This is a genomic window from Mycobacterium sp. IDUB_28 (genome assembly GCF_055419285.1).
Genome location: NZ_JBVAXK010000003.1, coordinates 407,145 through 427,357, shown reverse-complemented (window position 1 = coordinate 427,357; position 20,213 = coordinate 407,145). Strand labels below are relative to the sequence as shown.

20 protein-coding genes are annotated in these 20,213 nt (G+C 67.4%); 11 read left to right on the top strand and 9 right to left on the bottom strand.

The genetic code is table 11. The annotated features are described in order from the left end of the window. A complete protein-coding gene (locus ACZYZ9_RS08850; RefSeq protein WP_463825871.1) occupies positions 1-603 on the top strand; it encodes a dTDP-4-dehydrorhamnose 3,5-epimerase family protein in 603 nt (200 codons plus the stop codon). On the opposite strand, the gene ACZYZ9_RS08845 is transcribed toward ACZYZ9_RS08850, so the two are convergent. Continuing rightward, positions 600-1,859: an HNH endonuclease gene (locus ACZYZ9_RS08845; RefSeq protein ID WP_463825870.1), complete on the bottom strand. Its 1,260-nt coding sequence runs from the start codon at positions 1,857-1,859 to the stop codon at positions 600-602. The genes ACZYZ9_RS08850 and ACZYZ9_RS08845 overlap by 4 nt on opposite strands. A 123-nt stretch (positions 1,860-1,982) precedes the next feature. Here ACZYZ9_RS08845 and ACZYZ9_RS08840 point away from each other — a divergent pair, with 123 nt between their 5' ends. From ACZYZ9_RS08840 to mmsB, 3 genes are read left to right on the top strand one after another with little or no spacing between them, the layout of a single operon-like run. Continuing rightward, complete coding sequence (locus tag ACZYZ9_RS08840) at positions 1,983-3,503, top strand: CoA-acylating methylmalonate-semialdehyde dehydrogenase (protein ID WP_463825869.1); 1,521 nt, start codon at positions 1,983-1,985, stop codon at positions 3,501-3,503. 9 nt (positions 3,504-3,512) lie between these two features. Beyond that, positions 3,513-4,673 (top strand): acyl-CoA dehydrogenase family protein, encoded by a 1,161-nt coding sequence (locus ACZYZ9_RS08835; protein ID WP_463825868.1) that lies wholly within the window; start codon positions 3,513-3,515, stop codon positions 4,671-4,673. 9 nt (positions 4,674-4,682) lie between these two features. After that, the gene (mmsB, locus tag ACZYZ9_RS08830) at positions 4,683-5,564 is read left to right on the top strand and encodes a 3-hydroxyisobutyrate dehydrogenase (RefSeq protein WP_463825867.1); all 882 of its coding nucleotides are present in this window, start codon (positions 4,683-4,685) and stop codon (positions 5,562-5,564) included. On the opposite strand, the gene ACZYZ9_RS08825 is transcribed toward mmsB, so the two are convergent. From ACZYZ9_RS08825 to secY, 4 genes are all read right to left on the bottom strand, one after another. Beyond that, a complete protein-coding gene (locus tag ACZYZ9_RS08825; RefSeq protein ID WP_463825866.1) occupies positions 5,561-6,061 on the bottom strand; it encodes a MarR family winged helix-turn-helix transcriptional regulator in 501 nt (166 codons plus the stop codon). The two genes, mmsB and ACZYZ9_RS08825, sit on opposite strands and share 4 nt — an antisense overlap. Positions 6,062-6,125: 64 nt before the next feature. Continuing rightward, a complete protein-coding gene (gene map, locus ACZYZ9_RS08820; protein WP_463825865.1) occupies positions 6,126-6,923 on the bottom strand; it encodes a type I methionyl aminopeptidase in 798 nt (265 codons plus the stop codon). Between the two features lie 3 nt (positions 6,924-6,926). Further along, complete coding sequence (locus ACZYZ9_RS08815; protein WP_463825864.1) at positions 6,927-7,472, bottom strand: adenylate kinase; 546 nt, start codon at positions 7,470-7,472, stop codon at positions 6,927-6,929. After that, positions 7,469-8,794 (bottom strand): preprotein translocase subunit SecY, encoded by a 1,326-nt coding sequence (gene secY, locus ACZYZ9_RS08810; RefSeq protein ID WP_463825863.1) that lies wholly within the window; start codon positions 8,792-8,794, stop codon positions 7,469-7,471. Before secY ends, ACZYZ9_RS08815 begins: the two co-directional genes overlap by 4 nt. Before the next feature lie 296 nt (positions 8,795-9,090). Between secY and ACZYZ9_RS08805 the strand changes: the two genes are divergently transcribed. Together ACZYZ9_RS08805 and ACZYZ9_RS08800 are read left to right on the top strand one after the other, a co-directional pair. Continuing rightward, positions 9,091-10,035 (top strand): class I SAM-dependent methyltransferase, encoded by a 945-nt coding sequence (locus ACZYZ9_RS08805; RefSeq protein WP_463825862.1) that lies wholly within the window; start codon positions 9,091-9,093, stop codon positions 10,033-10,035. Between the two features lie 2 nt (positions 10,036-10,037). After that, entirely contained in the window at positions 10,038-10,964 is a 927-nt protein-coding gene (locus tag ACZYZ9_RS08800; protein WP_463825861.1) for a class I SAM-dependent methyltransferase, read from the top strand. 8 nt (positions 10,965-10,972) lie between these two features. On the opposite strand, the gene ACZYZ9_RS08795 is transcribed toward ACZYZ9_RS08800, so the two are convergent. Together ACZYZ9_RS08795 and ACZYZ9_RS08790 are read right to left on the bottom strand one after the other, a co-directional pair. After that, the gene (locus tag ACZYZ9_RS08795; protein ID WP_463825860.1) at positions 10,973-11,638 is read right to left on the bottom strand and encodes a GNAT family N-acetyltransferase; all 666 of its coding nucleotides are present in this window, start codon (positions 11,636-11,638) and stop codon (positions 10,973-10,975) included. 49 nt (positions 11,639-11,687) lie between these two features. After that, entirely contained in the window at positions 11,688-13,043 is a 1,356-nt protein-coding gene (locus ACZYZ9_RS08790) for a xylulokinase (RefSeq protein WP_463825859.1), read from the bottom strand. 30 nt (positions 13,044-13,073) lie between these two features. Here ACZYZ9_RS08790 and ACZYZ9_RS08785 point away from each other — a divergent pair, with 30 nt between their 5' ends. Together ACZYZ9_RS08785 and ACZYZ9_RS08780 are read left to right on the top strand one after the other, a co-directional pair. Then, positions 13,074-14,054: an NAD(P)-dependent oxidoreductase gene (locus ACZYZ9_RS08785; RefSeq protein ID WP_463825858.1), complete on the top strand. Its 981-nt coding sequence runs from the start codon at positions 13,074-13,076 to the stop codon at positions 14,052-14,054. Then, the gene (locus tag ACZYZ9_RS08780) at positions 14,051-14,704 is read left to right on the top strand and encodes an L-fuculose-phosphate aldolase (RefSeq protein ID WP_463825857.1); all 654 of its coding nucleotides are present in this window, start codon (positions 14,051-14,053) and stop codon (positions 14,702-14,704) included. Before ACZYZ9_RS08785 ends, ACZYZ9_RS08780 begins: the two co-directional genes overlap by 4 nt. 177 nt (positions 14,705-14,881) lie before the next feature. Here the strand turns inward: ACZYZ9_RS08780 and ACZYZ9_RS08775 are convergent, their stop codons facing one another. Further along, entirely contained in the window at positions 14,882-15,736 is an 855-nt protein-coding gene (locus ACZYZ9_RS08775; RefSeq protein WP_463825856.1) for a helix-turn-helix transcriptional regulator, read from the bottom strand. Between the two features lie 73 nt (positions 15,737-15,809). Between ACZYZ9_RS08775 and ACZYZ9_RS08770 the strand changes: the two genes are divergently transcribed. The 3 genes from ACZYZ9_RS08770 (at position 15,810) to ACZYZ9_RS08760 (ending at position 18,410) form a co-directional block, all read left to right on the top strand. Beyond that, positions 15,810-16,457 carry a class I SAM-dependent methyltransferase gene (locus tag ACZYZ9_RS08770; RefSeq protein WP_463825855.1) on the top strand — a complete coding sequence of 216 codons (648 nt, stop codon included), beginning with the start codon at positions 15,810-15,812 and terminating at the stop codon, positions 16,455-16,457. Between the two features lie 75 nt (positions 16,458-16,532). After that, positions 16,533-17,486: a class I SAM-dependent methyltransferase gene (locus ACZYZ9_RS08765; RefSeq protein ID WP_463825854.1), complete on the top strand. Its 954-nt coding sequence runs from the start codon at positions 16,533-16,535 to the stop codon at positions 17,484-17,486. 9 nt (positions 17,487-17,495) lie between these two features. Then, a complete protein-coding gene (locus ACZYZ9_RS08760; protein ID WP_463825853.1) occupies positions 17,496-18,410 on the top strand; it encodes a class I SAM-dependent methyltransferase in 915 nt (304 codons plus the stop codon). Here the strand turns inward: ACZYZ9_RS08760 and sppA are convergent. Next, positions 18,407-20,203 (bottom strand): signal peptide peptidase SppA, encoded by a 1,797-nt coding sequence (sppA, locus tag ACZYZ9_RS08755; protein ID WP_463825852.1) that lies wholly within the window; start codon positions 20,201-20,203, stop codon positions 18,407-18,409. The two genes, ACZYZ9_RS08760 and sppA, sit on opposite strands and share 4 nt — an antisense overlap. Between the last annotated feature and the right edge of the window lie 10 nt (positions 20,204-20,213).

Here is a 20,213-nt window from a genome sequence, read left to right as displayed (position 1 = left end):
ATGGAAGCGCGCGAACTGAAGATCCCTGGCGCCTGGGAGATCACCCCGAAAATCCATCCTGATTCCCGCGGGCTGTTCTTCGAATGGCTGACCGACCGCGGCTTCCGGGAATTCACCGGCCACAGTCTGGACATCAAGCAGGCCAACTGCTCGGTGTCGTCGGCGGGAGCTTTGCGGGGTCTGCACTTCGCCCAGCTGCCACCCAGCCAGGCCAAGTATGTGACCTGCTTGACCGGTGCCATCTTCGACGTGGTGGTCGATATCCGGATCGGTTCACCGACCTTCGGGCAGTGGGACGCCGTCCGCCTGGACTCCCGTGTGCACAACACGGTCTACATCTCCGAGGGTCTCGGCCACGGTTTCCTTGCCCTGGAAGACAATTCGACGGTGATGTATCTGTGTTCGGCGGAGTACAACCCGCAGCGAGAGCACACCATCCGCGCCACCGACCCCGTGCTGGCCATCGACTGGCCGCTGGTGGACGGCGCCGCTCCCAGCTTGTCCGACCGCGACGCGGTAGCCCCCAGCTTCGACGAGGTGCGCGAGTCCGGCTTGCTGCCCACCTGGGATGAGACGCAGCAATTCATCCGGACTCTTGCCTAGGCGGCGTGCAGATCCAGCAACGAGTCGAGTCGGGGATAACCAGGTGGCCGCGGCGCCGTGGAGTGGTAGTGGGCTCCGGTGGGTGTGGTGTATTCGGCTGTGTGCCTCTGGTTTTCGCCGGTCGCCGTGGCCACGGTCCAACCGGCCGACTCTTTGACGTAGTTACAGTATTCGCACAGGCCCTGGCCGTTGTCGGCGGAGGTGGGGCCACCCCGCTGCCACGGCCGGACATGGTCACGGTGGCGGATGGGGGCGTTGCAGTAGGGGGTGCGGCAGGTTTGGTCGCGTAGCCCGATGAAGTGGGCCAGCCCGCGAGGGAAGGCGCGCGAGCGCGCCTCCATCGCGACCAGGGCGCCGGTCTGAGGTCGGACGTAGAGGCGGCGCAGGGTGGCCCGGGACCTGGTATCGGCCAGCGCGCTGTTGATGAGGTTGCGCGCCACCGCGGCCGGGATCGGCCCGTAGCCGTCGATCACGGCGGCGCTGGGTTCGTCCCCGAGCAACGCCTCATCGGAGATCGTCATGTTGACCGCGACCGGCGCCGGCACGTCGGCGGGCGTCCCGGTGACCCGCTCGAACAAGGTGTCGGCCATGACTTGGCCGCGGGAGCGCCCGTCGAACGTAGTGTCGGCGGCGCGGCGCAGTGCGGCGTAGACCCCGACCCCCTTCGCAACGGGCAGCAGGGCGCTGACCCACGTCATGGTGTCCGGCGCGGGCCGGATGGTCACAGTGCGCTCTTTCTCGGCCTTGGCGGCGCGATCGACGACCGCATGCGGATCGAGGCGGTAGGCGATGGCCCGGGCCGCCGCACTCACCCGCGTGTCGCCCATCCCCTGCAATTCCGTGGCGTCGGCGCACAATTCGCGGTCGAGCGTGCGGCGATCCTCGACATCCAGGCACGCCGATTCGCGCACAATCAAGGTGGCGCGCCATTCCGACAACACCCCGGCGTATAGCGCGGCCAGAGTGTGCGGCATCTCGTGGACCAGTGCGTTGGCGAAACCGAGGTGCTGGCCCCCACGGGCCGGCGAGTCGTGCCGGGCCAACGCGACCTCACCGGCCAGCCCGCGGCACTGCTTGCGGGTGGGCACCCCGGCCGCAGCTTCAGCCGCGCGCCGGGCAGTTATCAATTCAGCTGTTAGGCGTGCCTGTTCGGCGGCGGCCCGGCTTTTGAGCTGTTCCAGGGCGGTGATGCTCGCGATCAGATCGGCCTCGCCGGCACCGCCGCCCAGCGCGGACGCAGACATTGAATCGAACATATGTTCGAGTATACGCCCGCTACGGACTCCCCGCCAGCCGCCCATCTCCCGGGGTTTGCCAACGCTGAATCCGATTTACTAGGATATGCAAGTATCCACCATCCCTCTCCTGACAGGGACCACATGACCACACAGATTCCGCACTTCATCGACGGCCGGCGCACCGCCGGGCAGTCCACCCGCACCGCCGACGTGCTCAACCCGAGCACCGGCGAGGTCCAGGCGACACTGCCGCTGGCCTCCCAGGCCGATGTCGATGCCGCCGTCGCATCGGCCAAGGAGGCCCAAAAGGGTTGGGCCGCCTGGAATCCCCAGCGGCGCGCCCGCGTGCTGATGCGGTTCATCGACCTGGTGAATCAGAACATCGACGAGCTCGCCGAATTGCTGTCGCTCGAGCACGGCAAGACGGTCGCCGACGCCAAGGGTGACGTCCAGCGCGGTATCGAGGTGATCGAGTTCTGCATCGGCATCCCGCATCTGCTCAAGGGCGACTACACCGAAGGCGCCGGCCCCGGCATCGACGTGTACTCGCTACGCCAGCCGCTGGGTGTCGTCGCGGGCATCACCCCGTTCAACTTCCCGGCGATGATCCCGCTGTGGAAGGCCGGCCCGGCACTCGCATGCGGAAATGCGTTCGTGCTCAAGCCGAGTGAGCGCGACCCGTCGGTTCCGTTGCGACTGGCCGAGCTGTTCACCCAGGCCGGTCTGCCGCCCGGGGTCTTCCAGGTGGTGCACGGCGACAAAGAAGCTGTCGACGCCATCTTGCATCACCCGGACATCAAGGCGGTGGGTTTCGTCGGCAGTTCCGACATCGCGCACTACATCTATTCGACGGCCGCAGCCAACGGCAAGCGTTCACAATGCTTCGGCGGCGCGAAGAACCACATGATCGTCATGCCGGACGCCGACCTCGACCAGGTCGTCGATGCACTGATCGGCGCCGGTTACGGCAGCGCCGGCGAGCGGTGCATGGCGATCAGCGTAGCGGTCCCGGTCGGCGAGCAGACCGCAGACCGCCTGCGCGCCAGGCTGATTGAGCGGATCAACAACCTGCGCGTCGGACACAGTCTGGACCCCAAGGCCGACTACGGCCCGTTGGTCACCGAAGCCGCGCTGCACCGGGTGCGCGACTACATCAACCAGGGCGTGGAGGCCGGCGCCGAGCTTGTCATCGACGGCCGCGAGCGGGCCAGTGACGACCTGACTTTCGGCGACGCGAACCTCGAGGGCGGTTTTTTCATCGGCCCCACCCTGTTCGACCACGTCACCACCGACATGTCGATCTACTCCGACGAGATCTTCGGCCCGGTGCTGTGCATCGTGCGCGCCCACGACTACGAAGAGGCCCTGCGGTTGCCCACCGAGCACGAGTACGGCAACGGGGTGGCCATCTTCACCCGTGACGGCGATTCCGCGCGCGACTTCACGTCGCGGGTGGAGGTGGGCATGGTCGGGGTCAATGTGCCGATCCCGGTTCCGGTGGCCTACCACACCTTCGGCGGCTGGAAGCGATCCGGTTTTGGTGACCTCAACCAGCACGGGACCGCGTCGATCCAGTTCTACACCAAGGTGAAGACCGTGACGTCGCGCTGGCCGTCGGGCATTAAGGACGGCGCCGAATTCTCAATTCCCACAATGGATTAGCGGTAGCTCATGTTTACCCTTGATGACGAAGAGCGGGTTATCACCGAGACGGCAGCCGCGTTCGCCGACAAACGGCTGGCCCCCTTCGCCCTGGAATGGGATGCCACCAAGCATTTCCCGACTGACGTACTGCGCGATGCAGCCGAACTCGGCATGGCGGCGATCTACTGTCGCGACGACGTCGGCGGCAGCGGGTTGCGGCGCCTCGACGGAGTGCGCATCTTCGAACAATTGGCGATCGCCGACCCGGTGACCGCTGCGTTCTTGTCGATCCACAACATGTGCGCGTGGATGATCGACCGTTACGGCACCGCGGAACAACGCAAGGCATGGGTGCCGCGCCTGGCGTCGATGGACGCCATCGCCAGCTACTGCCTGACCGAGCCCGGCGCCGGTTCCGATGCCAGCGCACTGAGCACCCGCGCAGTGAAACAAGGCTCGGACTACGTGCTCGACGGCGTCAAGCAATTCATCTCCGGCGCCGGCACCTCCGACGTGTACGTCGTCATGGCGCGCACCGGGAGCGAAGGCCCCCGCGGCATTTCGGCGTTCATCGTCGAAAAGGACGCTGCGGGGCTCAGTTTCGGTGCGATGGAACAGAAGATGGGCTGGAATTCTCAACCCACCGCCCAAGTGGTGCTCGACGGAGTGCGGGTGCCGGCCGATGCCATGCTGGGCGGCGCCGACGGCGAAGGCGCCGGCTTCGGCATCGCGATGAACGGCCTCAACGGCGGCCGGTTGAACATCGCGGCGTGCTCGCTGGGCGGCGCGCAGTCCGCATTCGACAAAGCGGGCGCCTATGTGCGCGACCGGCAGGCGTTCGGCTCGGCACTGCTCGACGAACCCACCATCCGGTTCACCCTCGCGGACATGGCGACCGGGCTCGAGACATCACGAATGATGTTGTGGCGGGCCGCAAGTGCGCTGGACGCCGACGCCGAGGACAAGGTGGAGCTGTGCGCGATGGCGAAGCTGTACGTCACCGACACCTGCTTCACGGTCGCCGATAAGGCATTGCAGTTGCACGGTGGCTACGGTTATCTGCGCGAGTATGGTCTGGAGAAGATCGTGCGCGATCTGCGGGTGCATCGAATCCTGGAGGGCACCAACGAGATCATGCGTGTGGTCGTCGGCCGGGCCGAAGCCGCACGTTTCCGGGCCAGCGCCTAGAAGGGCACTATGACAACACGTCTCGCGATCGCGTTCCTGGGGCTCGGCAACATGGGCGGCCCCATGGCGGCCAATCTGCTTGACGCAGGCCACCTTGTGCGCGGCTTCGACCCGGTGTCCGCAGTTGCCGGCGCCGCCGCCGACAAGGGCGTGACCCTGTTCGGCACCGCGGCCGAAGCGGTAGCCGACGCCGATGTCGTGATCACCATGCTGCCCAACGGTGACGTGGTGAAGCTCTGCTACAGCGAAGTGCTGCCGGCCGCGCGAGCCGGGGCGTTGTTCATCGACAGCTCCACGATCTCGGTGAACGACGCCCGCGAGGCCCACGGGCTGGCCGGGTCACACGGTATGCAGCAACTCGACGCACCCGTGTCCGGTGGCGTCAAGGGCGCCGCGGCCGGGACGCTGGCTTTCATGGTCGGCGGCGAAGCTGACGCCCTGGATCGGGCTCGTCCGGTGCTGGAACCGATGGCGGGCAAGATCATCCACTGTGGCGCGGCCGGAGCAGGCCAGGCCGCCAAGTTGTGCAACAACATGGTGCTGGCCGTGCAGCAGATCGCCATCGGCGAGGCGTTCGTGCTCGCCGAGAAACTCGGGCTGGAAGCGCAGTCACTGTTCGACGTGATCACCGGCGCGACCGGCAACTGCTGGGCGGTGCACACCAATTGCCCGGTGCCAGGGCCGGTTCCAACGTCACCCGCCAACAACGACTTCAAGCCCGGCTTCGCTGCCGCGCTGATGAACAAAGACCTGGGACTGGCGATGGACGCGGTCGCTTCGACCGGTGCGGCGGCGCCGTTGGGCACGCACGCGGCACAGATCTACGCCGAATTCGCCGCCACACACCCCAGCAAGGACTTCAGCGCGATCATCGAACAACTGCGGACCTAGAAGTCACCGGCGTTGCGCCGCAACGTCTCGATCGACGACACCAGCGCCTGCGATTCGTCGGCGGCCATCCCGATGTCGGCGAACACCTGCTCGTTGAGCGTGACCGTGGCGTCCTCCACGGTGGATCGGCCGAGGTCGGTGATTTCCACCAGCGTGGTGCGTCCATCGGTGGGATGCGGCACCCGTCGCACCAGACCGTCGGCCTCCAGGCGCCGGATCGCATGGGTGACGCTGGTGACGTGCACCTGCAACCGGTCGGAAGCTTTGGTGATCGGCAGTGCCCCGGTGCGGCTGAACGCCAGTAGGCGCAGCAGTTCGTAGCGGGAGAAGCTCAGGTCGTAGGGACGCAGCGCCGCTTCGACGCGCGCCAGCAGGATCTGGTGGGCCCGCATCACCGACGTCACTGCGACCATGCCCCCCGAGACTTCACCCCAGCCGGCCCGTTCCCAATTGGTCCGTGCCGCAGCGATCGGATCGCGCTTCTGGGAGTCGGCCACGCCCCTTTCTTACCCCAAGGGCAACAACCGGCCTAGCCAGCCCCACCAGCGGGCGCGGACGGCTTCACAAGGTCAGGATCCGCGGCCCCGCCTCGGTGACCGCGACCGTGTGTTCCCAGTGCGCCGCACGGGAGCCGTCGACGGTGATGACCGTCCATTTGTCGTCGAGAACGGATGTCTTACCGGTTCCCAGCGTCAGCATCGGTTCGATCGCCAGCACCGAACCGTCGGCGAGTAACGGGCCCCGGCCCGGCGCGCCTTCGTTGGGCAGGAACGGGTCCAGGTGCATCTGCCGGCCGATGCCGTGCCCGCCGTATCCCTCGACGATTCCGAACGCGCGGTCGTAGCGGACCTCGGCGGCGCGCGTGCCCGTTTCGATGGCGTGTGAGACGTCGGTCAACCGATTCCCGATGACCATCGCCGCGATGCCGGCCTCCAGCGACTCCCGGGTCGCCTCCGACAGTGCTGCGTCGGCGGGGATCAGGGCGCCCACCCCGAAGCTGACGGCCGCGTCGCCGTGCCAGCCGTCCAGGATCGCACCGCAGTCGATGGACACCAGGTCGCCCGGCACGAGTACCTCGGCGGCCGACGGGATCCCGTGCACGACACGGTCGTTGACCGATGCGCAGATCGAGGCAGGATAGCCGTGGTAGCCCAGGAAGGACGGGACCGCCCCGGCATCGCGGATCACCGATTCGGCGATCTCGTCCAGTGCCAGGGTGGAGACGCCGGCCATAGCGGCGGATTGCACGGCGCGCAACGCGGCTGCGACGACGGCTCCGGCCGCGGCCATCGCGTCGAGTTCATCGGCGGTGCGCTGCGGCACCACTCGGCGGCCCCGCAGCCGTGCCAGGGCACCCATGGGCTATTTGCCCAGGGCTTGCAGTGCGCGCGCGAACACCTCGTCCAGGGAGCCCACGGCGTCGACGGTCTTGAGCTCGTCGCTGTAGTAATCCAGCAGCGGCGCGGTCTCCTCGCGGTAGACCTTGAACCGGTTGCGGATGACTTCTTCGGTGTCGTCGTCGCGGCCCCGGTCGGTGAGCCGCTTCAGCAGCTCCTCCTCGGACACCCGGAACTCGATCACCGCATCGACGTCGGTGTTGCGCCGCTGCAGCATGTCGTGCAGCGCCTCGGCCTGCGCCACCGAGCGCGGGTATCCGTCCAAAATGAAGCCGTCGGCCGCGTCCGAGTCGTCCAGCCGGTCATCGACGAGCTGGTTGGTCAGCTCGGAGGGCACCAGGTCGCCCGCGTCCAGATACCGTTTGGCCTCCAGGCCCAGCTTGGTGCCATCTTTGATGTTGCTGCGAAACAGGTCCCCGGTGGAGATATGTGGAACGCCCAGTTTTTGCGCCAGCTTCTCGGCCTGCGTCCCCTTGCCCGCCCCCGGCGGCCCGAGCAAAACAACTCTCACTTGAGGAATCCTTCGTAATTGCGCTGCATGAGCTGACTCTCGATTTGTTTGACCGTATCCAACCCGACGCCGATCATGATCAGCACCGCGGTACCCCCGAAGGGTAGATTCTGGATCCCCCCGCTGTTGCCCATCTGTAGGAACACGTTGGGCAGCACGGAGATCACGCCGAGGTAGATCGAGCCCGGCAGGGTGATGCGGCTCAGCACATAACGCAAATAGTCGGCGGTCGGTCGGCCGGGACGGATACCGGGAATGAAGCCGCCGAACTTCTTCATTTCGTCGGCACGTTCGTCCGGATTGAAGGTGATCGACACATAGAAGTACGTGAAGAAGATGATCAGGCTGAAATAGATGCCGACGTAGACCGGGTTGCTCGGGTCTGACAGATAGCTGCCGACGAACTTGTCCCACCAGCTGTGCCCGCTCCCGGCGCCGCCGCTGCGCACCAGCTGGGTGATCAGGTTCGGGATGTAGATCAGCGAGGACGCGAAGATGACCGGGATGACGCCGGCCTGGTTGACCTTCAGTGGCAGGTACGTCGACGTTCCGCCGTACATTCGCCGGCCCACCATGCGCTTGGCGTACTGCACCGGGATGCGTCGTTGGCCCTGTTCCACGAACACCACGCCGACGATGATGAGCAGCGCGGCTCCCAGCACGGCGGCGAAAATCATGCCGCCGCGACTCTGCAGGATCTGGTTGCCCTCAGCGGGAATGCGGGCGGCGATGCCGACGAAAATCAGCAACGACATGCCGTTGCCGATCCCGCGTTCGGTGATCAGCTCGCCCATCCACATGACCAGCGCGGCGCCGGCGGTCATCACCAGCACGATCACGATCTCGGCGAAGATGCTCTGGTCGGCAAGGATGTCCAGCGAGCAGCCCTGGAGCAGGCCACCGTTCGCCGCCAGCGCCACGATGCTGGTGGCCTGCAGGATGGCCAGCGCGATCGCCAGATAACGCGTGTACTGCGTCATCTTCGCCTGCCCGGACTGACCTTCTTTGCGGAGTTCCTCAAAGCGGGGAATGACCACGGTGAGCAGCTGGACGATGATGCTCGCGGTGATGTACGGCATCACGCCCACCGCGAAGACTGTCAGCTTGAGCAGCGCACCGCCGGAGAACAGGTTGATCAGCGAATAGATCTGTCCGGCCTGGCCGCCGCTGGCTTCCTTGATGCACTGCTGGACATTGGGGAAGTTGACACCCGGAGACGGTAGCGCGGCGCCCAGCCGGTACAGCACCACGATGCTCAGCGTGAACAGGATCTTTCGTCTCAGGTCGGCTGTCCGCAGCGATGAGATGAAAGCCGAAAGCACTCTTCCTCCTGCGCAGCCGAACTCTGGTCGCGGCATGCCAACCGGCATTGGCCGGCTGGGTCCTTTTCCTGATCATTCCTGGGTTATTCCGCATGCACGTGCCTAATACCAGCAGGCCAGGACGTAGGACCGGCCACGATGCAAGCGCGTCAAACCGTGTACGAGACTAACAGCTAACCGGCGCAGCTCCGTCCACGGCACCACACGTCGTCGCCCGGTGCCACCTGTGCGGCGTAGAGTCTGGGGAGCTCGTTACATTGGCTAAGTAATAGAAACCTGTTTGCGGGGAGATGTCGATGACCCAGCTGGGTAGTGCCCGATTCGAGGGCGACACGTGGGATCTGGCGTCCAGTGTCGGGTTGACGGCCACCATGGTCGCGGCGGCGCGCGCCGTCGCCGCGCGGGACGCCGACGGTGCCGGCGCAGTAGCCGCCGACCACTTCGCCGAGCCGCTGGTCCGGGCCGTAGGTGTCGACTTCTTCTCCCGGTTGGCCGGGGGCGAGCTGGACCTGTCCGATCTCGACAAGGAAACCGCCACCGCAACAGCGCATTTCGCCAACGCCATGGCTGTTCGCACCAGGTTCTTCGACGACTTCTTCGCCGCAGCGACGGCGACCGGCATCCGGCAGGCCGTCATCTTGGCCGCCGGTCTGGACTCCCGCGCCTACCGGTTGCCCTGGCCGGCGGGCACCACGGTGTTCGAGGTCGACCAGCCCGCGGTGATCGAGTTCAAGACCGCCACGCTGTCCGGCTTGGGCGCCGAACCGACTGCGGACCGACGGACGGTGGCGGTCGATCTGCGCGAAGATTGGCCGGCCGCGCTCCGCGCGGCGGGCTTCGATCCCACCCAGCGCACCGCCTGGATCGCCGAGGGGTTGCTGGGGTATCTGCCGGCTGAGGCGCAGGACCGCCTGCTTGACCAGATCACCGCGCAGAGCGTGCCGGGCAGCCGGTTCGCCACCGAGGGTCTGCTGGACATCAACGAACTCAACGAAGACGAACTCCGGCGCCGGATGCGTCGCCACAATGAGCGCTGGAGCCGGCACGGCCTCGACTTCGACATGGCCGCGCTGGTCTACTTCGACGACCGCACCGATGCGGGGACCTACCTGTCCGAACGCGGGTGGCAGACGACCACCGCGAGCAACGCCGAGCTGTTCACCACGCACGGGCTGCCGCAGGCGCAGGGTGACGACGCCCCGTTCGGCGAGGTGGTCTTCCTCAGCGCGGAGCTGCGGTAACGATGTCCCAACCGGAGTCACAGCGATCCACCGGCGACAGCTGGGATCTGGCGTCCAGTGTGGGCGCAACCGCGACGATGGTTGCCGCCGCCCGGGCGGTGGCCAGCGAGCAGGACAACCCCGTCATCACCGACCCGTTCGCCGCACCGCTGGTGCGAGCCGTCGGGCTGGATTTCTTCACCCGCCTGATCGACGGCGAGGTCGCCGAAATCGCCGCCGACGACTCCCGCCGACGCGAGCTGACGTTGATGGCCGAGTCGATGGCCGTCCGCACCCGCTTCTTCGACGAGTTCTTCCTCGATGCCGCCCGCTCCGGCGTCCACCAGGCGGTGATCCTGGCGGCCGGCCTGGACGCGCGTGGCTACCGGCTGCACTGGCCGCGGGGCACCGTGGTCTATGAGATCGACCAGCCCAAGGTGATCGAGTTCAAGAACGCCACCATGTCGGAGCTGCGCGCCACCCCGTCGGCGCATCGCAAGGCGGTGAGCGTCGATCTGCGCGACGACTGGCCGGCAGCGCTGCGACGCAGCGGGTTCGAACCGTCGCGGGCCACCGCCTGGAGCGCCGAGGGCTTGTTGATGTATCTGCCACCCGACGCCCAGGACCGGCTCTTCGACAACATCACCGAGCTCAGCGGGCCGGGCAGCCGGGTGGCTACCGAATACCATCCCGAGTCCACGGTGCCGATGGCTGACCGCGCCCAGGAGTTCAACCGGCGCTGGGCCAATCTGGGCTGCGACATCGACCTGTCCGGGCTGTTCTACGTCGGCGAGCGCAACAACGTCGTCGACTACCTCACCGGGCACGGCTGGCAGGTGCGCACCCGGCCCCGCCGGGATCTGTATGCCGACTACGGGCTGGTCTTCCCGGACGAACCCGAGGTGGGCCAGTTGCGCGACATCGTCACAGTGACTGCGACGCGCGAATAGCGTTGCGGCTATTCGGGATTGGCCGCCGGCGCCCGGACCACCATCGGTACTGCCGGGAAGGCCCACGCCATCTCCGAGCGTGATTTGCGCAGCGCCGCGGTGCCGTAACCCTTCTTGCGGTGCTCGGGGTGGATCCAGATCCGCACATTCACCTCACCGTGCAGCAGCTCCCCGAAGACCATGCCCACCTTCTCGCCGGAGTCCACGGCGACGAACCAGGCCGCCTCCTCGTCGCGCAGCCGGCCCAGAGCCGCCCGGATCTCGTCGTCGATGGCGCCGGCCGGGGCGCCCGAGCCGTCCCCGGCGAACTTGATCTCCTCCGTTCGCGCGGTGAAGATGTCACGGTCCTCCACTGCGGAGAATGCCCGCAGCTCCAGGGTCTCCCCCGAACTCGCCGGCCGCTCCTTGGCAGCAAAGCTGAGCTGTTTGTTCAGGTCGTCGAGCTCGGCCAGGGTCTTTGCGCGCGCATCCTGGGTGAGCTGCTCGAACGACATGCTCATCACGGCCTCGGCCGCCAGATGCGAGGTACCCAGCAGCTCGACGATGGCCTCGACCGCGGCCGGTTTGTTCTTCGCCGCCACTATCGCATCAGCAACCTCGTGCCGGCGTTCCAACGCGGCCAGTAGGGTATCGGCGATCTCTCGACGGATGGCGGTCTGGTCGTGGTCAGTCATCGCATAAGCGTAGAACGCCGCCCACCGATGCGCGCCACCAATCCGCCCGTCATACCAATCGCGATCGACTGAGCTCCAGGAACCGGCGATACCGGTCCTTGGTCGGCCCCACCCAGTCCGGCCGCGGCTCGACGACGTGCTCGACCCGCGCCCAGCGGCCTGCGTCGGTGATCACCGACTCCAGTCCGACAGCCATCCGGGCCAGGAAAGCTGCCCCCAGGGCCGCCCCCTCAGCGACCGCGGACAGCTGGACGGGCCGACCCGTGGCGTCGGCAATGGCCTGCATCCAGGGCTGCAGCCGAGTGCCGCCGCCGGAGGCGATGATCCGCCGCACCGGCGCGCCGCTCAGTTCCAGCATCTGCCGGACGACGAAGCCGGACGCCTCGTAGGCGGCGCGCCGAAGGGCCGCGGCGTCGTGCGTCAGGTCCACGCCGTCGAGCAGGGCACGCCGGTCCGGATCGTGGAACGGGGTGCGCTCGCCACGGATGTAAGGCAACCACACTGGAACCCGACGCGGGTCACATGACATCGGATCAGCTTGTGCAACAACACGATCCACCCATCCCAGGAACATGCCACCGGCGTTGCTGGCACCGCCGATCATGCTCTTGCCGGGCGCGGTGTGCGGGATGGTCCACAAGCCCGGCACCTGCCGGGCAGCTGAAATCGTCGTCCATACGATCAATGTCGTGCCACAGAGCACCAGCACGTCGCCGTCCTGATCGGCGCCGGCGACGATCTGTTCACACAGCGCGTCGATGGCACCGGTCGCCAGTACAGCGGTGTTCTGCGCGTCGCCGTGCAGGTGACTGATCGGTGCACCGAAGGTCTCCACCCGGGGCATCTGCTCGGTGCCGGCGCCGCGCTGGGCGCACTCCGCCGCATTCCACCCCGCCCCGTCGAACAACGGCAATGAGGTGATGGCCGTTGCGAAGTCGATCACCGGCTGTCCCGCCAGCGCATGATTGGCAACGGCGGGCGCCGGCCAGTAGCCGGCGGCGTCCGGCGCCTGCGCGGCCGTCCAGCGCAGGAATTCGGCGGCCTCCCCCACCGCGGGAACGGGTTGTTCGGGAGCGTCGACCACCCGGCCGCGGCTGTCGCCGTACAGCAGGCCCGGGGTGAGGGGCCGGCCGGCCGCGTCGACAGCGGTCATCGACGGCACCATCGACGCGACGGCCACCGCTCGGACTCGCCCGGCCCCAGCTTCGGTCACCCGGTGCAGGGCGACCACCGGACCCTGTCGCCACGCCTCGTCCGCGTCGTGTTCCAGTTGGTCCGGTTCGGGCACGCGGAGCTGGTGCGGAATGCGGGCCCGCGCCACTACGCGGCCGTTCTCGTCGGCCGCAACCGCCTTGACCGCCGTGGTGCCGACGTCGATGCCGATTGTGACGTCTTCGCGTGACACGGGCGCCACGGTACGCCAGCATTGGCAGACGTGACCCCTCGACCGCGTGCCCTGGTGACCGCTCCGCTGCGCGGACCGGGCTTCGCCAAACTGCGGGAGCTGCTCGACGTGGTGTACGACCCCTGGATCGAGCAGGTGCCGCTGCGCATCTACAGCGCCGAGCAGCTGGCTGAGCGGATCACCGCCGAAGCCGCCGAAGTCCTTGTGGTGGAAAGCGATTCGGTACAGGGTCCGGTGCTGGAATTGGGCCTGCGCGCGGTCGCGTCCACCCGTGGCGACCCGAACAATGTGGATGTCGCCGGTGCGACGGCGGCCGGCGTCCCGGTGTTGTACGCCCCGGGCCGCAACGCCGATGCGGTCGCCGAGCTGACGGTGGCCCTGCTGCTGGCCGTCACCCGCGCATTGTTGACCGCGGATGCGGATGTGCGCAGCGGCAACATGTTTCGCGACGGCACCATCCCCTATCAGCGCTTCCGCGGGGCTGAGATCGCGGGGCTCACCGCCGGGTTGGTGGGCCTGGGCGCCGTCGGCCGGGCCACCCGGTGGCGGCTGGCCGGCCTGGGTCTGCGGGTCATCGCGTGCGATCCGTACAGCGACGAGGCCGGGCACTCTTTGGGCGAGTTGCTGGCCGAGTCCGACGTCGTCTCGCTGCACGCACCGGTCACCGAGGACACCACCGGGATGATCGGCGCCGAGCAGTTCGGTGCCATGCGGGACGGCGTGGTGTTCCTCAACACCGCACGCGCCCAACTGCACGACACCGATGCACTGGTCGATGCGCTGCGCAGCGGCAAGGTCGCCGCCGCCGGGCTGGATCATTTCGCGGGCGAGTGGCTGCATGCCGATCACCCCCTGACCGGCATGCCCAACGTCGTACTCACCCCGCACATCGGCGGGGCCACCTGGAACACTGAGGCCCGGCAGGCGCAGATGGTTGCCGACGACCTGGAGGCACTGCTGTCCGGCGCCACGCCCGCCCATATCGTCAACCCGGAGGTGCTGGGCTCATGAAGTTCGTCGAGGACGCCGAAGTGGCGGTGCTCGCGGCGGCCAAGGACATGCTGCGCCGCGGACTGGTCGAAGGCACCGCCGGCAACATCTCGGCCCGCCGCTCCGACGGAAACCTGGTGATCACACCGTCGTCGGTGGACTATGCCGACATGGCACTCGACGACCTGGTGCTGGTCGACCCGGACGGCGCCGTACTGCACGCCAAGGACGGCCGGATGCCGTCCACCGAGCTGCAACTGCATCTGGCGTGCTTTGCGGCATTCGACGACATCGGCAGCGTCATCCACAGCCATCCCGTCTGGGCCACCATGTTCGCCGTGGCACACCAACCGATTCCGGCCTGCATCGACGAGTTCGCGGTCTACTGCGGCGGGGACGTGCGCTGCGCCGAGTACGCCGCGTCGGGTACCCCCGATGTCGGCACCAACGCGGTCAAAGCCCTGGGGGGACGCGGCGCGGCCCTGATCGCCAATCACGGCCTGGTGGCCGTCGGCCCCCGGCCGGCCACGGCGTTGCACATCACCGCACTCGTCGAGCGGACCGCGCAAATCGCCTGGGGTGCGCGAGCTCTGGGGGGTCCGGTGCCGGTGCCCGAAGAGGTCAACCGCAACTTCGCCGGCGTGTACACCTACCTGCGCGCGAACTCCTGAATCGCCGTACGCGGCTTAACCGAGACGCACCGGCAGCGACTCGTACACCGTCATGTTGTTGGCCAGGTTGGGCAGCTGCATCCGGGGTTCGCCCATCTCGATATCGTTGGTATGCAACACCGCGGCCCCCATGTCGAACAGTGTTCGAGTCCGCGGGTCAATGAACCGATCCGCCGGTCAACGGCGGTGCGCTGACGCCCGGAACTGCCGAGGCGGACCGCCGTGGGTGCGGCCGAACAGCCTGCTGAAATATCCGGGATCGGGTATGCCGACCCGTCTGGCGACCTCGCCCACCGGCAGATCCGTATCGGCCAGCAACTCGCGAGCCTCGGCCATGCGGCGCTCGATGATCCATTCCTGCACGGTGCGTCCGGTGCGCCGGCGCACGATCGTGGTCAGGTGCCCGGGCGTCATCCCGACCTCGCCCGCCACGTCCCGCAGTGACAATGGTTCACCGTGTCGACGGTCGATCACCGCGAACACCTCTGCCAGCAGCGGTTCTCCGCTACGCCGCAGATCGGCCACCACGTCTTTGGCCAGGCGCGCCAGTTCGATCAGCAGCAGGGTCAGGTGCGCCAGGACCGCTTGCCGATAGCCGTCCTGGTGCAGGGTCAGCTCGGTCTGCATCGACAGGATCGCCTCATCCCACGCCGGTCGCCGGTCCGGGGGCACCTTCAGACACAGCACCCCACCCGTCCGGCCGTGCAGGAACGGGAACAGCAGCGGATGGGCCTGCCATGCCGGCCACGGGGACCGCGCGTCCTCTCCGAGGGCGGACGGATCGAAGAACACCGCGAATCCCTCCTCAGCCGGCGCTACCTGCGCGGGGTCGAGCACCTTGCCGGGAGCGACGACGCGCACCAATCCGGCCGCCGGCGCGTACCAGAGCGCCGGAAAGTCGTGGATGTGCGGGTGCGGCTCGACGAGCTGATCGCGCCGGGCTATTGAGACCGGGGGCGTGTCCGGATCACTGCGATACCGGTAGACCGGAACGCCTCCACGATGCCGACTGAGTCGAGTTGGGGCGGTCATCTAACCGAAGATAGTCCCAATTTCGACGAGAATCGACCAATGATGCTTGCGCTCAATACGGAACAATAGTGACATGACCAAACATCATCCACCTGACTACTTGCCTGCCACTGGCCTACCCGGCCTGCTGCCCGCGTACGACCTGATCGCACGGGTACTGGGATTTCGCCGCGTCTATGCCAGGCTGATCACGCACGCCGAACTCCGCGACGGCCAGCGGGTATTGGAAATCGGTTGCGGCACCGGCAATGTCCTCATCGCGGCCAAACGCTCGCACCCCGGGATCGACGCGGTGGGGACCGACCCCGACCCGCAGATACTGGACCGCGCGCGACGAAAGGCACACGGGCTGAGCGGCATTCGGTTCGAAGAAGGGTATGCCCAGCAGCTACCCTGCGCCGACGGCGAATTCGACCGGGTGCTGTCCTCGATGATGCTGCACCACCTCCCCGACGACGCGAAACCTGCTGCCGCTGCCGAGATCTTCCGTGTGTTGCGGCCTGGCGGCAGCCTGCACCTGGTCGATATCGGCGGTGAGATGACCGCCCCGCCAAGCCCGATAGCCAGGCGGATGAGGAGCAACCACCACGCCGCCGGCAATCTCGGCGACGCGATTCCACGCCTGCTGGATACGGCCGGGTTCGACTGCGCGCAGGTCGCCACCCAGTCGCACCGCCTGCTCGGGCAGCTGGTGTATTACCGGGCCAGCCGCCCGGTCTGACCGCCGGCGACGCCCCGTTCGAGCTTTTGTTATATTGACTAAGTATCAGTGAGTCCCCCGGATCGAGGAACCCCCATGACTGCCAGCACCGCACGGTACGACGGAGACACCTGGGATTTGGCGACCAGCGTCGGGGTGACCGCGACCATGGTCGCTGCCGGCCGCGCGATGGCCACGCGTGCCGAGAATCCGCTGATCAACGACCCGTTCGCCGAACCGCTGGTACGGGCGGTCGGCGTGGATCTGCTCACCCGGCTGGCGACCGGTGCGACCACCGTCGCCGAACTCGACAGCGATCCGCAGCGCCCGTTCAGCGGGGTCGCCAACGTCGCGGAGAACATGGCCGTGCGCACCAAATTCTTCGACGAGTTCTTTCTGGAGGCGACGCGGGCGGGCATCAAGCAGGCCGTGATCCTCGCCTCCGGCCTAGACGCCCGGGCTTACCGGTTGACCTGGCCGGACCAGACCGTGGTCTTCGAGATTGACCAGCCGCAGGTCATCGAGTTCAAGTCGCGCACCCTGGCCGAGTTGGGCGCGACCCCCAGTGCCGACCGGCGCGCCGTGTCCGTCGACCTGCGCGACGACTGGCCGACCGCGTTGCGTCAGGCGGGATTCAACCCCGCCCTGCCCACCGCGTGGAGCGCGGAGGGACTGCTGGGGTACCTGCCGCCGGAAGCCCAGGACCGCCTGCTGGACACCATCACCGAGCTCAGCGCGCCGGGCAGCCGGCTGGCCACCGAGGGCATGAACCGAACCGAGCCCGTCGACAAGAATGACCTACGGCAGCACATGGAAAAGGTCTCCGAACGCTGGCGCGCGCACGGATTCGACATCGACATGGGTAATCTGATCTACCTCGGTGAGCGCAACGAAGTCGCGGCGTACCTCACAGCTCACGGCTGGCAGATCACCACCATCGCCCTGCCGGAGCTGCGTGCGGCCAACGGTCTCCCGCCTGCCGTGGTGGAGGAGGATGCGCCCGCCGTCGAGATGCTCTACGTCAGCGGTACCCTGCCCAAGGACCACTAGGAGACATTGATGCCACGCGCTCACGACGACAACTGGGATCTGGCGTCCAGCGTCGGCGCCACCGCGACCATGGTCGCGGCCGGGCGCGCGATGGTCACGAACACGCCCGGCGGGTTGATCGACGACCCGTTCGCCGAACCGCTGGTGCGTGCCGTCGGGGTGGATTTCTTCACCAAGATGATGGACGGCAAACTCGACCCCGAGACGTTCGAGAACATCAACCCGGCACGGGTGCAGGCGATGATCGACGGAATGGGCGTGCGCACCAAGTACTTTGACGAGTACTTCGCGCAAGCCACCGACGCGGGGGTGCGGCAGGTCGTGATCCTGGCGTCCGGACTGGACGCACGCGCCTACCGGCTGCCGTGGCCCGCCGGGACAGTGGTCTACGAGATCGACCAGCCACAGGTGATCGAGTTCAAGACCACCACCCTGGACGACCTCGGTGCTACGCCCACCGCAGATCGGCGGACGGTCGCGATCGACCTGCGCGGCGACTGGCCGACGGCGCTGCGGGCGGCGGGGCTTGATCCGACCCAACCGACGGCATGGCTTGCCGAAGGCCTGCTGATCTACCTGCCGCCGGACGCCCAAGACCGGTTGTTCGACAACATCATCGCGCTGAGCGTCCCCGGAAGCACCATCGCAACCGAATTCGTCCCTGGCATAGTGGATTTCGATGCCGATAAGGTTCGTGAGATGTCGGGAAGCTTCCGCGATCACGGCGTGGACATCGACATGGCCTCGCTGGTCTACTCCGGCGAGCGCAATCATGTCGTCGACTACCTGCGCGCCAGGGGCTGGGACACCGATGCGGTGACCCGCACCGAACTATTCGAACGACACAATCTGACGGTCCCCGCGCCCGAGAACAACGACCCGCTCGGCGAGATCATCTTCATCAGCGCGCGACTGACGGCCTAGAACCGCGCCTGCCCCAGCCACAGCACGCTGGCACCGCTGACCGTCTGCTCCAGTTGATCGACAATGCCGAGGACCGAACGCGTGAGCAACGCCCCGACAGCGTCGGGCAACGACGCCGCGCCCGGCTGCGAGGACGCCCGTGGCCGCAGCAGGTCCAGCAACGACGAGCCCGGATAGCTCACGATCCGCGCCGGCACGTCCGGGTCGAGGCCGGCGAGCACCTTGGCCCGGCGCACCGCGGTCCGAAAGCCGCCCAACTCGTCGACCAAACCCCGCTCGAAGGCATCGGCGCCGGTCCAAACCCGGCCGCGGGCAACGACATCCACGTCCTGAGTGGTCAGATTGCGGCCCTGCGCGGCGCGTTCGACGAAGTCGGTGTAGAACAGGTCGGCCTCGGCCTCCCGATGCGCCTGCTGCTCGGGGGTGAACGGCGCGTCGATCGACCAGGCGTCGGCATTGGCATTGGTGCGCACGGTTTCCGACGCGACCCCGAGTCGGTCCTTGAGGTCCCGCACCACCAACTTGCCGGTGATGACGCCGATGGATCCAGTGATGGTGCCGGGATTCGCCACGATGGCATCGGCGCCCATCGACACGTAGTACCCGCCGGACGCGGCGACCGATCCCATCGAGGCCACTACCGGCTTGCCGCGCTCGCGTGCGCGTTTGACCTCGCGCCAGATGCTCTCCGACGCCGTCACGGACCCGCCGGGGCTGTCCACCCGCAGCACGATCGCCGAGATGGCGTCATCGGCCGCCGCCTCCCGCAGCGCCGCAGCGATCGTGTCGCCGCCGGCATTCGACGGCCCCAACGGCAGGCCCTGCGGCCCGCCCCGGCCGTTGACGATGGCACCCTCGACGGTGACCACGGCAACCGTCGGCTTGGGCCGGCGTCCCGGGATCGACGGCACCGGCGGCGACAGCCGCGACCGCGCCGAGCCGGCATAGCGGGCCAGATACATCCGCGGCGGCGTCTCATCCGGGTCGGCATCCGCGCGATCAGACGAATCATGGTGCGCATCAGTCAGTTCCGCGATGCGCGCATATGCCTCGTCGCGGAATCCGATCCGGTCCACCAGCCCGGAGGCCAGCGCGTCGTCACGCAGCAGCGGAGCGCGATCGGCCAGCTCGTCCAGGGCGCCGGCATCGATCCGGCGCGACTCGGCGACGGCCTGCCACACCTGATCCTGCAGACTCTCCAGCATGCGGGTCACCGCTTCGCGATGGGCGTCGGTGAAGCCGTCCTCGGTGAAAAGGTTTGCCGCCGACTTGTATTCGCCGCGCGCGATGAACTGGGCCTCTATGCCCGCTTTGGCCAGGGCATCGCGCAGAAACATCGCGTTGCTCGCGAAGCCGATCAGCCCGACCTCACCCGAAGGCTGCATCCAGACCTCACGGAATGCCGACGCCAGGTAATAGGACAGCGTGCCCGGGAAAGTCTCCGCCCAGGCCAGCGACGGCTTGACGGCACTGAACGCAGCGATGGAGTCCCGCAATTCCTGGACCGCGCCGATCGGTGACGGGGACAGCTGCACGCGGGCGATCAGCCCGGCGACGCGCGGGTCTTCGGCGGCACGGTGAATCGCGGCGACCGCCTCGCGCAGCGGCAGCTGCCGGCCGCCGCCGCTGATGATCGTGAGCGGGTCGAACCCGGTGGTCTCCGGCGGCATGCTGCGCAGGTCGAACTCGAGGACGCACCCGTTGGGTATGCCGTGGTGACGGGCGGTGTCGACCCGGTCGACCAGCGCCCGCACGTCGTCGACTCCGGGCAGGTTAGGCAGAAAGGCGAACATGTTCTGCAGC

Coding starts and splice junctions, on each gene's coding strand:
- ACZYZ9_RS08850 (WP_463825871.1), top strand. CDS start 1: ATGGAAGCGCGCGAACTGAAGATCCCTGGCGCCTGGGAGATCACCCCG.
- ACZYZ9_RS08845 (WP_463825870.1), bottom strand. CDS start 1,859: ATGTTCGATTCAATGTCTGCGTCCGCGCTGGGCGGCGGTGCCGGCGAG.
- ACZYZ9_RS08840 (WP_463825869.1), top strand. CDS start 1,983: ATGACCACACAGATTCCGCACTTCATCGACGGCCGGCGCACCGCCGGG.
- ACZYZ9_RS08835 (WP_463825868.1), top strand. CDS start 3,513: ATGTTTACCCTTGATGACGAAGAGCGGGTTATCACCGAGACGGCAGCC.
- mmsB (WP_463825867.1), top strand. CDS start 4,683: ATGACAACACGTCTCGCGATCGCGTTCCTGGGGCTCGGCAACATGGGC.
- map (WP_463825865.1), bottom strand. CDS start 6,923: ATGGGTGCCCTGGCACGGCTGCGGGGCCGCCGAGTGGTGCCGCAGCGC.
- ACZYZ9_RS08805 (WP_463825862.1), top strand. CDS start 9,091: ATGACCCAGCTGGGTAGTGCCCGATTCGAGGGCGACACGTGGGATCTG.
- ACZYZ9_RS08800 (WP_463825861.1), top strand. CDS start 10,038: ATGTCCCAACCGGAGTCACAGCGATCCACCGGCGACAGCTGGGATCTG.
- ACZYZ9_RS08795 (WP_463825860.1), bottom strand. CDS start 11,638: ATGACTGACCACGACCAGACCGCCATCCGTCGAGAGATCGCCGATACC.
- ACZYZ9_RS08780 (WP_463825857.1), top strand. CDS start 14,051: ATGAAGTTCGTCGAGGACGCCGAAGTGGCGGTGCTCGCGGCGGCCAAG.
- ACZYZ9_RS08775 (WP_463825856.1), bottom strand. CDS start 15,736: ATGACCGCCCCAACTCGACTCAGTCGGCATCGTGGAGGCGTTCCGGTC.
- ACZYZ9_RS08770 (WP_463825855.1), top strand. CDS start 15,810: ATGACCAAACATCATCCACCTGACTACTTGCCTGCCACTGGCCTACCC.
- ACZYZ9_RS08765 (WP_463825854.1), top strand. CDS start 16,533: ATGACTGCCAGCACCGCACGGTACGACGGAGACACCTGGGATTTGGCG.
- ACZYZ9_RS08760 (WP_463825853.1), top strand. CDS start 17,496: ATGCCACGCGCTCACGACGACAACTGGGATCTGGCGTCCAGCGTCGGC.
- sppA (WP_463825852.1), bottom strand. CDS start 20,203: ATGTTCGCCTTTCTGCCTAACCTGCCCGGAGTCGACGACGTGCGGGCG.